The following is an 11,963-nucleotide window of genomic DNA, read 5'->3' as shown; positions in this document are numbered from 1 at the left end:
CATGCACCGCGCGTTGCAATGTTCGCCTGTGCCCTGACGACACCAAGAACAGAACCATTTGGTGCGGATGCGGCCCAGCTTGCGCGCGGGGCGTCATCCGTTTGCGGAACTTTTATGTGATCACCAGGATTGATCATGTCGCGCCACTTTCGTCTTGTGATAACGACACTTGCAAGGCCTGTGATGGAAACAGGCGTAGGGGAGAAACAGCATGTCTGGTCACAAGGGCGCGTGCGGCCTGACGCGTGGCGATCTGGCGCGTGTGACGGCCAGCAACATTGAAACGATCCGTTACTATGAAAAAACGGGTTTGCTGCCTGACCCGCCGCGCAGCAGCGCAGGTTATCGCATCTATTCTGCAACCCATGTGGCGCGGCTGCGTTTTATCCTGCGCGCGCGCGAATTGGGGTTTGCAATGGCGGATATTCGCGGCCTTCTGGGGCTTGAGGACGGGACCATGCCAAACTGCGCAGAGGTCAAGGCGACAACAGAACGCCATCTTGCCAATGTCCGGGCAAAGATTGCAGATCTGGAAAAAATTGCGGCTGTGCTGGCCGAGACAGCAGCGAAATGCTCTGGCGCTTTGGTGCCGGACTGCCCGGTGCTTTGGACACTTGCGGACGATCAAGGCTTTGGCCACGGTGCTGACCCGCGCCCCTGACGGGCCGGGGCAATTTGCGCACTGGACAATCAGGCGCAAAAGCCCAATGTTGTATACATGTTTATCCGTTTTACCGCCATGTTTGTCATTCTTGCGATCGCCGTGGTGACGGTGACGACGACCATGCATGCCGGTCAGATGTCTGCGCAACCTGACCAAATGGTCCATTTTGACACACTGATGCAGGTTTCTGAAAATAATGCCGCAGCCTGCCACGGTGAACAGCGCTGCGGGGCGGTGCATTCAGAGTGTATATTTGTTTGCGCAGGGCTTTCATCTGTTTTGGCGCCGCCGGATGGCCTGTTGATCAATGACAAAGGGTCCGCTGCCTTTGGCCGCCCTGCCGTCGCGATACACACAGGCCGCACGCCTGATTTGACAGAACATCCCCCACAAACCCGTCTTCTGTAATCGTGCCGGGGCGGATGCCTTTCGGAAACTTACGTTTTGGATGAACGGGATATCACGTCCCATGGGAGATAAAAATGAATACCTTTTCACGTCGCGGCTTTTTAGCCGCAAGCACGGCTGCCTGTGCTGTCGTACAGATGCCCCGTGTGGCACGTGCTCAGGCAGAGCCCCCAATTGCCCTGTCTGCGACCACGCGCACCCTTGATGTCAATGGTCGTGCGGCTACCGTTTTAGGCCTTGATGGCCCGGCGGGCCATGGGCTGACGTTTGACCCTGGTCAGCGGTTTCGGGTTGATCTGACAAACAATCTGCGCGAACCGACGATTATTCACTGGCATGGCCAGATACCGCCCAATGCGCAGGACGGGGCCCCGAATACCGTGCCGCTGCTCGCGCCCGGTGAAACGCGGTCTTATGATTATGAAACGCGCCCTGGCACCTATTGGATGCATGCGCATGTGGTGGCGCATGAAATGCAGCTTTTGGCGGCGCCGCTGATCGTGCGCGCGCCAGAAGATCTGGCCGCCGACCGGCAAGAGGTTGTGCTGTTCTTGCATGATTTTTCATTCAAGGCACCGGATGAAGTGATGGCAGAAATCGCCGAAGGTGGTGCGGGCCATGGCGCGATGGGCGGCATGGGCAACATGCCCGGCATGAACCATGGCGGCATGGGCAATATGCAGGGCATGGGCAATATGCAGGGCATGGGTGGCATGGCCATGGACCTGAATGATTATAACTGGGACGCCTATCTTGCCAACGACCGCACGCTGTCGGACCCCGAAGTGGTGCAGGTCGAACGTGCGGGGCGCATCCGTTTGCGGGTGATTAACGCCGCAGCCGCCACGGTGTTTTGGATCGACACCGGTGCTGTTACGGCGCGGCTGATCGCGGTGGACGGTGATCCGGTTCAACCGCTGACTGGCACGCGTTTTGGTCTGGCTATGGCACAGCGGATGGATTTCGAAATTGACTTGCCTGATGCGTCCGGCGCGTTTCCCATTCTTGCGCTGCGCGAAGGTGCGCTTGAACGCACGGGGATCATCCTTTCCACACCGGGTGCAGAGGTGCGCCGCATCGATGAACTGGCCGCAACTGAGGCACCTGCCTTTGATCTCGATTTGGCACAGGAAACACGCCTGGTCGCGCTGCATGCGCTGCCGGACCGGCCGGTGGACCGCAGCCAGATGATCATGCTGGGGGGAGGCATGCAGCCGTATGTCTGGACAATCAACGGTGCCGTTTGGGGCCAGCATCAGCCGATTACGGCGCGCAGCGGTGAACGCGTGGCGCTGACCTTTCACAACATGTCAATGATGGGGCATCCGATGCACCTGCACGGGCATGTGTTTCAAGTAATCGGGCTGAACGGGCGACGCGTTGCCGGTGCGCTGCGCGATACGGTCTATGTGCCACCAATGTCGATGGTCGAGATTGCCCTTGATGGGGGTGAGGCGGCGCGCTGGCTGCTGCATTGCCACCACATGGCGCATATGGCGACAGGTATGATGACTGAATTTTCGGTCTCTGCATGACCATTGCAAAGGGCGCCCTGTTTGGGCGCCCTAAAATCAAGGCAATCCTGGGTGGTGTCGCCCTGATCGGGCTGTCGGGCATCGCCTTTTCATATGTGCGCAGGCTTACTGGGCAGGTGCATCTGGTGACTGTGGCTGTCGCATCTCTTTGCGCGACATCATCTGTGCGGGCCTTGCCATTTCATCGGCGCTGATCAGCCCGTCACTATCTGCGTCAAGCTGTGCAAAGCGGCGGTCGGCCATGTCGCGCGTCATCTGTGCAAAAAGCGTTGCGAATTCTTCCGAGGATAGCGCGCCATCGCCGTCTGTGTCGTGTTCGGCATGAAGCGCGGCCCTGCCTGCGGCGAATTCTTCTGCAGATACGGTGCCGTCGCCATCGGTGTCGAAGGACTGGTAAACAGGGTGATCTGCCATGTTCCCCATGCGGCCATGACCGCCATTCCGCATCTTATGGCCTTCGCCGCGATGGTCCTGCATAAAGCCACCATCAGACCCATGCCGCATCTGACCCGGCCCCCAGTTGTTTGCAACTGCAGGAATGGCGATTGCAGCGATCACCGCGGCGGCGGTCAGTGTCAGGATTGTCTTACGTTTCATTATGTCACCTCTTGAGAGCTATCATTGCGATAGGGTCAAGATGGGGGGTGGCTGTCGCAGGTCTGTGCCAGCGAAACGGGGAAGTGTATCAGTCTGTCGCAGAATCGGTTGTTGCGACGAAAGCGGACCTAAATCATTCCCATAACGGGAAAATTTACGCTAAAAGACGCTATGAATGATCAATCCCGCAGTCCGCATATCCTTGTTGTTGATGATCACCGCGAAATTCGCGATGCCGTGACGCGCTATCTGGAAAAGAACGGCATGCGGGCGACTCCGGCCAAGGATACCAAAGAAATGGATAGCCATTTACGCGCCGGACGTTTTGATCTGATCGTGCTGGATGTCATGATGCCGGGCGAAGACGGGCTGTCAGCAGCGCGTCGGCTTGCGTCCGCGGGGGGGCCGCCGATCCTGATGCTTAGCGCGCTTGCCGAAGACACGGACCGCATTGTCGGGCTGGAGGTGGGTGCCGATGATTACCTTGTGAAACCCTTTAACCCGCGTGAATTGCTGGCGCGCGTCAAGGCGATCCTGCGCCGGGCAGAGCGGCCCGAGCCTTTGGCGGGGCAGTTGGGCGGGCGCAAACTGGGTTTTGCCGGTTGGACGTTGGATACCGACACGCGTGCGCTGAATCATGCAGACGGGCGAACGGCTGTGCTGACCTCGACCGAGTTCAAGCTTTTGACGGCATTTCTGGAGCGGCCCCGCTTTGTGCTGTCGCGGGACCAGCTGCTGGACATTACCAGCGGGCGCACAGCGGATGTTTTTGACCGGACCATCGATAATCAGGTCAGCCGCCTGCGCCGCAAGATCGAAGACGACCCGGCGCATCCGCAAATCATCGCGACAGTGCGCGCGGGGGGGTATTCTTTCGCCGCTGATGTCCGCGAGGTGACATGATGCGTCTTTTCCCCAAAAGCCTGATGGGGCAACTGGCGCTGTTGATCCTTGGTGCCTTTCTTGCAGCGCAGGTGATCAGCACGTGGATTTTCACCGATGAACGCGGCGCGGCAATCCGGGCCGCCCAGCGGTTGGAAACTGTTGAACGTGCAACTGCCGTTGCACAGGCCCTGGAAGACGCACCATCCGCGAACCGCGCTGGCATTCTTGCGGCGGCAAATTCCCGCTTGGTGCGGTTCAGTGTTGATCGGCGGCCACTGGTCAGGGATGGTCAACGCTGGCTGGCTGCACCCGCAGGGTTGCGGATGCAAGAAGTCACCGTTTCACCCCACGATGCCGAAATGACGCCGCCACCGGCTGTCGCATGGCTGCATGACCGGATGCGTGAAACCGGCGTGGCGCTGGTGGTGCTGCGGATATCGGTGCCGTTGGATGATGGCGGTTGGCTGAACGTTGCAGCCCGGTTCCAGCGCCCGACAGTGCAAGCTCCGCCGACGATTCTTGGCGCGACGCTTTTGTCGCTTGTGTTGATCCTCGGTGCTCTCTGGTTGGGGCTGCGCCGGATCACGACCCCGCTCAGCCAATTGGCGGCGGCGGCGGACCGCGTCACGTGGGACGGCGCACTGCCCGATATGCCAAGTGGTGGCCCCCGCGAGGTGCGCGCGCTGTCAGATGCCCTGACGCGCATGAACGCGCGGCTCAGCGGGATGATTGCTGAACGCACCCAGATGCTTGCGGCGCTTGGTCATGATCTGCGCTCGCCCATCACGGCGCTGAAACTGCGGGCCGAAATGGTGGATGACGCAGAAACCCGCGAACGGATGACCGCGACGCTGGATGAAATGCAGGATATGGTTGAAACCACACTGGCCTTTGCACGCGGTGTTTCAACGGACCAACCGATGGAAGCGGTTGATCTGGCCAATCTGATGCACGACCTCGTGCAAGAACTGTCCGAGCTTGGCCCCCGCGTCACGGTCAAAGCTGGGCAATCGATGATTGTTCAAGTCAGAAAAACACCGATGCGGCGCGCGTTGCGCAACCTCTTGGAAAATGCGCAGCGCTATGGCGGGTCGGCAAAGGTAACCGTTCAGCGCGTTGGGGCGATGGCGGAAATCCTGATTGATGACGATGGCCCTGGTATTCCCGCTTTGGATATTGACCGCGTTTTTGACCCCTTTACCAGGCTAGAGGTATCGCGGTCGCGTGAAACCGGTGGGGTAGGCCTTGGCCTGCCCATTGCGCGGGCGATCCTGCGCGCCCATGGGGGTGATGTCTATCTGTCAAACCGGCCCAATGGTGGCTTGCGTGCAAGGGTGGTGCTGCCGTTGCCGCTGGGCTGATCTAATCACGCTGCCCTTTTGTGGTGATCCGTGGGTCAAGCGCATGGCCCGACGCCGGGCCGCGCAACGGCTGGATCAGCATCCGGTCAATCCAAAGGTCGCGGGGTGTGCGAAACTGTTCGATCCCGATATCCATGCCTGTATGGCCCTTGGCCGGTTGGGCAATGTAGGTGCCAAGCAACCGGTCCCACCATGGCAGGTTAAAGCCGTAGTTCGCATTGGTTTCGCGCGGATCGACGGAGTGATGGACGCGGTGCATGTCGGGTGTGACGATGAACAATCGCAGCACCCGATCCACCGGGCGCGGCAAGTTGATGTTGGCGTGATTGAAAAGCGCCGTCGCATTCAGGATCACCTCGAACAGCAGAACAGCCACCGCAGGTGGGCCAAGCGCCGCAACGACCGCCAGTTTGATCCCCATCGACATGAGGATTTCCACGGGGTGAAACCGCAGGCCCGTTGTCGCATCGAAATCAAGATCGGCATGGTGCATCCGGTGAAGCCGCCACAGCCCTGGCACCGCGTGGAACATGACGTGCTGTAGGTAGATCGCCAGATCAAGCAGCAGCATCGAAACAAGGATGGCAACCCACGGTGCCACAGCGATATTGTTGAACAGGCCCCAGCCGCGGTCATCGGCCATGACAGCAAGCCCCACAGCAAGGATAGGAAAGGCCAATCGCAGGATGGCTGTGTCAATCACGACAAGTGCGAGGTTGTTCGTCCAGCGGATCACGCGCGGAATATCGCGCCTGCGCCGGGGTGCTGCGACTTCCCACAATACCATGACCACCAGCACACTTAGAAAAGCGGCAAGGCGGATCATCGGTTCCGCTGCAAGTATGGTGTCCGACATGATGTTCAACTTTACGATTGCGGGATATACGGTTTCTGGTATTGATTCAATCAATCACTTGATTAACATATGGTCCAAGAATTAGCTATGTCAACCAGCTACAAAGCCGCGCTTCTTGCAGAATACGCCCTTGTCGCACAGGTGTTTTCTGCTCCGGGGCGCCTGATGATCCTTGAACAGCTCGCGCAGGGTGAACGGGGCGTTGACACGCTGGCCGAAAAGACCAGCCTGAGCGTTGCCAATTGCTCACAGCATTTGCAACAGCTGCGGCGTGCGGGTTTGGTAACAAGCCGCCGGGATGGCAAAGCGGTGATCTATCGGCTGACGGATGCGAAAACGCTGGACCTGATGGATCTTATACGCATCGTGGCCGAGCGTAATCGGGCGCAAGTCGCGCAGATCTTGCGCGGTTTGTCTGATGGCATGGATGCGCCAGAACCGGTCAGCCGTGCCGACCTGGCAGCGCGTCTTGCTGATGGAACGGTGACGTTGATTGATGTCAGGCCCGCAGATGAATTTGCCGCCGGGCATATTCCCGGGGCGCTGAATGTGCCTCTGTCGGAACTGGAATGCCTGTTGCCTGATCTTCCGCCGGACGCACAGGTTGTTGCCTACTGTCGCGGCCCTTACTGTGTCTACGCACACCAAGCCGTGACGGCCCTGCGCAAGCTGGGCATTGATGCGCGGCGCCTAGAAGGCGGGTTTCCAGAGTGGCGCGAAGATGCCGTAAAGTGTTTACGTGACGGCAGGCTTTTGAACCCTGATGCGGCACAACATGCTGTATGACTTGTCGTCGGATGACGAACCATCTCGACTGTTCTTCGGCCCGGATGCGTGGTGCCTGAAACGGCCTGTCTACGTCCTAACGGCTTCGGCCGATGAAATAATCATCCATAGCTGCGCACAAGGCTGGTTGCGATTAAGCCCCAGCCATCGGCGACAACGAAAAAGGCCAGTTTGAAGGGTAATGATACAATGGCGGGCGGCACCATCATCATTCCCATCGACATCAGCACCGCCGCGACGACAAGGTCGATAATCAAGAACGGCATGAAGATCAAAAAACCTACCTGAAACGCTCGTTCCATTTCACTGAGCAGGAATGACGGCACCAGAACCGACAGGGGGGCATCAATGATCGGGGTTTGTGACGTCACATCCGGGCGCAAATCGGCCAGTGCCGTGAATGTATCGGCCTCGATCCGGGCGGTCATGAAACCGCGTAACGGGTCCATCGCGCGCATAAAGGCCTCTTCCAGTGGCATGCCATCGTTGAGCAGGGGGGAAATTCCGGCGTTCCATGCTTCCAGAAAAATGGGTTCCATGACGAAATAGGTCAGAAACATTGCAAGGCTGACGATCAACATGTTGGGCGGGGATTGTTGCAGCCCGATGGCTTGGCGCAAAATGGCAAAAACGGTCACGATGAAGGGAAAACATGTCACCATGATCGCAATGCCGGGCACAAGGCTCAGCACAGTTATCAACACAAGCAATTGCACTGATCGTGTGGCCAATGATCCGTCGTCGCCAATGTTGATCGCAATGTCCTGCGCCAGCACCGGGCCAGCCAGCACGGTCAGGGCCAGCGTGAAAAGGCAGAAAAGCCCCCGCATTCTAAGTTAATACCCCCTTGTCGGATGCAACCTCTGTGAGGCGAACGGCAAGCTGCCCCGGCTCTCCTCCCTCAAGCTCTTGCAGCTCACCACGCGCGATCAGCCGGTCCCCGACATAAAGTTCGACGGGGTCTTCGATACGTCTGTCAAGCGCAAGCACGGCATTTTCACCCAGATGAAGCAGGTCACGTACCAGTGGCCGTGCCTTTCCGACGGACACGGTAATTTCAATCGGGATCTGCTGCAGCGGATGTTCGTCGCCTGCGTTCTTCATGTAAGATTGCGCGTCATCCATTGGCGTTTGTCCTGTTTTCATGTGGGTTGATTGCCGTGAGCGCGTCCGTAATCTGCGCGAGAAGCCGGTCAAGATTGAGCTGCGATTCCGAATTGGCACAGCTGATCCACGCGGCGTGATGGTCCAGCGTGCTGTCGGCGATGACAGTGATGTCTGTGGGCAGGGTTGAAGTAACCACTTCGACTGCGGCTTGCTGATCAGGGTGAACGCACAAGCGGATCGGACCACTGATATCGTCTGCTGCAATCTTTACCAGCTCTTGCGCCAGAACCCCCGCAAAACCTGTCTCCACACAATGGGGCAAAACCGCCGAAGTGAGTGTTCCAAAAAACGGCGTCAAGGCCTCTAAAATCTGGGCGCGCGCTTCGGCATAACCAAAGCTGACGTCGCTGATTACTTGGACCAATGACGCGGCGAGTGCTGTGTTTTGTGCCTTTGCCTCTGCCAGCCCTGCGTCAAAGCCTTCGTCGTAGCCTGCTTGAAAAGCGATGTCGCGAGACGGATCTTGGGGTGCGGCCGCTTCGAAGGATTCAAGTGACAGCCGGGACATTTATGCGCGCTCCTGTGGGGTAGGATCTTCGATCCAGCTTTGCAGGATCTGAATTGTTTCGGTTTCCCGGTTGGCAATCGTGCGGCGTAGCCGCGAGACGGGGTCTTCTTCACCGATATCCATTTGGTTCAGATCAGCCGCAAAGAAATCACCCATGTTATCGTCGTTTATAGCCATCGCCATGGACGTATCGATCTGGTCGGATTCAAGAAGCGGTTGGTCTGACGGATCAAGGGACAATCGCTTTGGGTTGGCCAAAATAGGGCGCACCACAAAGAGCCCAAGGATCAAAGCGACGGCCGCAAGAACACCGATCTGGACCAGTCGCATAGGGTCCAATGAAAGGGGCGTGGCCTGTTGACTGGCTTCGGTGCCAAGGGGCGCGATCGGTTCAAATGTCATAGATTTCAAGGTGATCACATCGCCACGGGCGGCGTCGATCCCGACGGCAGAGGCCACAAGGTCCTGTAGTGCCTGTAATTCCGTTTCACTGCGGGGCTGCGTGCGCAGACTGCCATCAGGTTCCAGCACTGTCACATCATTGACCAGAACCGCGACCGTCAGCCGCTTTACCGCCCCGGGCGCGCGCATAAGCTGACGTTCTGTCTGTGACACCTCGTAATTGGTCAGAGCGCGGCTTTCGTTGTTTTCATTGCGCGAACCGCCGCTGCTTGGGTTCGCATTGCCATCGGGCAAATTTGACGCGACGGTCACGTCACTGCTGCGGCTATCGCTGGACGTGCCCGAAGTTTCCGTTACATCGGTGCTGATCGCCACGCGGCTGTCGGGGTCAACCCGTCGTTCGATAATTGACTCCGTCTCGGTGACGGTATCGATAGCTACCTCAACTACCGCATTTCCAGGCCCAACACGCGCTGCAAGCAGCCGTTCGGCACGCAGGCGTAAGGTTTCCGCCCTGTCATCGCCGCCGGGCAAGCCAGCCATGCCCTCCGTATCAGATAGCAAACCGCCATCCCCGTCGATAATAGCGACCTTGTCAGGCGCGAGCCCAGAAACAGCGGACCCGATGAGGTATTGCAAGGCCTTGATATGAGGCCCTGTTAAGCTGCCGCCTGCTGTCGTGATCGTGACGGCAGCTGTGGGCACCAGATCGCGCTGAAACGGTCGTATTGCAGGTGTCGAGATGTGGACCCTTGCCGTGCGGATATGAGGGCTGGCCAAAATTGTGCGGGCCAACTCACCCTCTTTTGCGCGCCAATAAGTGGCATCAAACATTTGGGAAGTGGTGCTGAAGCCCGACAGCCCATCAAGCAATTCATACCCCTGCCCCCCGGTCGCCGGCAGTCCCTCGCTCGCCAGGATCATGCGCAGGTTGTCGCGCTGGGCGGTCGGGACATAAATCGCGCTGCCTTGTACCTCGTACGGGATGCCGCGTTGATCCAGTGCTATGATTACGTCTCCTGCGGTCCGCGATTCGAGCCCCCCAAAAAGCAATGCCATTTCCCGCGATCCAGCGCCGCGTGCGAGCAACAGTAAAGCGGCAAAAACAGCGACCGTTGCGATCAAGACAAAGGTGCGGCGCCGCGCATCCAGTGCAACCCATAAAGTGCCAAGGCTGTGCAAATCGATTCTCCGTTCTTGAGGGCGTTCTGCCACGCTGACCTTGATGCACGATGAGGCTTAACAATCGGTTAGGAGATACTGGTCTAAGTCGGTGGCAGTCAGATTTTGAAAGGAGACACCATGACCGCCGTAGCCGAAGCACCGGAACCCACGCCAAAGAAGGGCCTGAAAGGGCCGATGATCATTGGCCTGTTGCTGGCGTTGATTGGCGGCGGCGGCGGCTTTTTCGCTGTAAAGGCAGGGATTTTGGGGCAAGGATCTGCTGAACAGGAAGTTGTGAAAACGCATCAGAAAAAAGAATCAAAACCGCTTGATGTGTCTTTTATCGCGATTGATCCACTTGTGATGTCGCTGCCGGGGGATGGCGGCCGGGACCATCTTCGATTCGCCGCGCAACTTGAGGTGCCGCCAAATTTTGTTGCCGAGGTGGAGGCGATCAAGCCGCGCATTGTTGATGTGCTGAACGGCTATTTGCGCGCGGTGGACATTGCCGAGCTGGAGGATCCAACCGCGCTGGTCCGCTTGCGCGCGCAAATGCTGCGTCGGGTGCAGGTTGTCGCTGGCGAAGGCCGGATACACGACATTCTTATCATGGAATTCGTGCTAAACTAAGGAGGCGGGAATGTCATTCATTGCAGATATATTATTGGTCGCAGGTGCGTTGGGCGCAGGTTTTTATTGCCTTGTGCTATCAAGTCGGTTGCGGCGTTTCACAGATCTTGAAAAAGGGGTGGGCGGGGCAGTTGCCGTCCTGTCGGCGCAAGTTGATGACCTGACAAAGACATTGACCCGCGCACAGACATCGGCAAAGGCATCGGTTGATACGTTGGACAGTGTCAGTGACCGGGCCGAAGCAGCTGCACGTCATCTGGAGCTTCTGGTCGCTTCACTTCATGACCTGCCAGAGGCACAGGCGCTAAAATCAGGGCCAAAACAGAGCGAAAACCCGTTTTTTGTCCGCCGATCCAGCAAAGTGGAGGAACGGCCATGAAAACGAGATCGATGCCCCGCAAAGGGCGCGGCACGTTGCACATTATTGCAGGGCTTCTGATGGCGTCTGCACTGGTCCGGATCGGGGGCCACACGGGTGCTGCCCTTGCGAATGAAGGCTCTGAAGAAGAAGGCATCACGGCATCCTCTCTGTCCAGCGTCACGATGCAAACCGACGCGTTGTTGGCGGCGTTTCAGGCCCGTGAAGCGCGGCTTGCCGAGCGCGAGGCGCAATTGCGTGACCGGATGGAGACGCTGCGCTCTGCAGAAATGGAAATTGATGAAAAACTTGCCGCACTGCGCTCCGCGGAAGAATCCCTGCGCACCACGATTGCGCAGGCTGACAGCGCGGCGTCGCATGATCTAGCACAGCTTGCCTCGGTTTACCAAAACATGAAGCCCAAGGATGCTGCGGCTCTTTTTGAAGAAATGCCGCCACAGTTTGCCGCGGGATTTCTGGGCATGATGCAGGCGGACGCGGCCGCGCGGATCATGACCGAACTCGCCCCGGAAACAGCGTTTTCATTCAGCGTCGTGCTTGCGGGACGCAATGCGAATGTCCCGACCCGCTAGGTGAAGAGAAAACTTTAATACCTTCGGTGTAGACATGGTTTTGCCCCTA

14 protein-coding genes are annotated in these 11,963 nt (G+C 58.2%); 8 read left to right on the top strand and 6 right to left on the bottom strand.

Features of this window, described 5'->3' with window-relative positions:
- Positions 1 to 211: 211 nt before the first annotated feature.
- Both IBX59_RS09325 and IBX59_RS09320 read left to right on the top strand, forming a co-directional pair.
- Positions 212 to 661: a helix-turn-helix domain-containing protein gene (locus IBX59_RS09325; RefSeq protein ID WP_296374783.1), complete on the top strand. Its 450-nt coding sequence runs from the start codon at positions 212 to 214 to the stop codon at positions 659 to 661.
- Positions 662 to 1,146: 485 nt separating this feature from the next.
- Positions 1,147 to 2,607, top strand: coding sequence for a multicopper oxidase family protein (locus IBX59_RS09320; protein WP_296374782.1), 1,461 nt, complete (start codon positions 1,147 to 1,149; stop codon positions 2,605 to 2,607).
- Between the two features lie 105 nt (positions 2,608 to 2,712).
- Here IBX59_RS09320 and IBX59_RS09315 read toward each other — a convergent pair whose 3' ends face one another.
- Positions 2,713 to 3,204: an EF-hand domain-containing protein gene (locus IBX59_RS09315; RefSeq protein WP_296374779.1), complete on the bottom strand. Its 492-nt coding sequence runs from the start codon at positions 3,202 to 3,204 to the stop codon at positions 2,713 to 2,715.
- A 171-nt stretch (positions 3,205 to 3,375) separates the two neighbouring features.
- Here IBX59_RS09315 and IBX59_RS09310 point away from each other — a divergent pair, with 171 nt between their 5' ends.
- Both IBX59_RS09310 and IBX59_RS09305 read left to right on the top strand, forming a co-directional pair.
- Positions 3,376 to 4,107, top strand: coding sequence for a response regulator (locus tag IBX59_RS09310; protein WP_296374777.1), 732 nt, complete (start codon positions 3,376 to 3,378; stop codon positions 4,105 to 4,107).
- A complete protein-coding gene (locus IBX59_RS09305; protein ID WP_296374775.1) occupies positions 4,107 to 5,450 on the top strand; it encodes an ATP-binding protein in 1,344 nt (447 codons plus the stop codon). The genes IBX59_RS09310 and IBX59_RS09305 overlap by 1 nt, the downstream gene beginning before the upstream one ends.
- A 1-nt stretch (position 5,451) precedes the next feature.
- Here IBX59_RS09305 and IBX59_RS09300 read toward each other — a convergent pair whose 3' ends face one another.
- Positions 5,452 to 6,306, bottom strand: a complete 855-nt coding sequence (locus IBX59_RS09300) for a sterol desaturase family protein (RefSeq protein ID WP_296374773.1) — start codon at positions 6,304 to 6,306, stop codon at positions 5,452 to 5,454.
- A gap of 87 nt (positions 6,307 to 6,393) precedes the next feature.
- On the opposite strand from IBX59_RS09300, the gene IBX59_RS09295 reads away from it, so the two are divergent.
- Positions 6,394 to 7,092, top strand: a complete 699-nt coding sequence (locus IBX59_RS09295) for a metalloregulator ArsR/SmtB family transcription factor (RefSeq protein ID WP_296374769.1) — start codon at positions 6,394 to 6,396, stop codon at positions 7,090 to 7,092.
- 101 nt (positions 7,093 to 7,193) lie between these two features.
- Here IBX59_RS09295 and fliP read toward each other — a convergent pair whose 3' ends face one another.
- From fliP to fliF, 4 genes are read right to left on the bottom strand one after another with little or no spacing between them, the layout of a single operon-like run.
- A complete protein-coding gene (fliP, locus tag IBX59_RS09290) occupies positions 7,194 to 7,922 on the bottom strand; it encodes a flagellar type III secretion system pore protein FliP (protein WP_296374768.1) in 729 nt (242 codons plus the stop codon).
- A 1-nt stretch (position 7,923) separates the two neighbouring features.
- The gene (locus IBX59_RS09285; protein ID WP_296374766.1) at positions 7,924 to 8,217 is read right to left on the bottom strand and encodes a FliM/FliN family flagellar motor switch protein; all 294 of its coding nucleotides are present in this window, start codon (positions 8,215 to 8,217) and stop codon (positions 7,924 to 7,926) included.
- A complete protein-coding gene (locus IBX59_RS09280) occupies positions 8,210 to 8,767 on the bottom strand; it encodes a hypothetical protein (RefSeq protein ID WP_296374764.1) in 558 nt (185 codons plus the stop codon). Before IBX59_RS09280 ends, IBX59_RS09285 begins: the two co-directional genes overlap by 8 nt.
- Positions 8,768 to 10,384 (bottom strand): flagellar basal-body MS-ring/collar protein FliF, encoded by a 1,617-nt coding sequence (fliF, locus tag IBX59_RS09275; protein WP_367119372.1) that lies wholly within the window; start codon positions 10,382 to 10,384, stop codon positions 8,768 to 8,770.
- Between the two features lie 87 nt (positions 10,385 to 10,471).
- Here fliF and fliL point away from each other — a divergent pair, with 87 nt between their 5' ends.
- From fliL to IBX59_RS09260, 3 genes are read left to right on the top strand one after another with little or no spacing between them, the layout of a single operon-like run.
- A complete protein-coding gene (fliL, locus tag IBX59_RS09270; RefSeq protein WP_296374760.1) occupies positions 10,472 to 10,963 on the top strand; it encodes a flagellar basal body-associated protein FliL in 492 nt (163 codons plus the stop codon).
- Positions 10,964 to 10,973: 10 nt separating this feature from the next.
- Positions 10,974 to 11,342, top strand: coding sequence for a hypothetical protein (locus IBX59_RS09265; RefSeq protein WP_296374758.1), 369 nt, complete (start codon positions 10,974 to 10,976; stop codon positions 11,340 to 11,342).
- A complete protein-coding gene (locus tag IBX59_RS09260) occupies positions 11,339 to 11,914 on the top strand; it encodes a hypothetical protein (protein ID WP_296374756.1) in 576 nt (191 codons plus the stop codon). The genes IBX59_RS09265 and IBX59_RS09260 overlap by 4 nt, the downstream gene beginning before the upstream one ends.
- Positions 11,915 to 11,963 lie beyond the last annotated feature (49 nt).

It is taken from the genome of Yoonia sp., from assembly GCF_014859355.1.
Classification (GTDB): Bacteria; Pseudomonadota; Alphaproteobacteria; order Rhodobacterales; family Rhodobacteraceae; genus Yoonia.
This window is presented reverse-complemented; position numbering and strand designations above follow the sequence as displayed.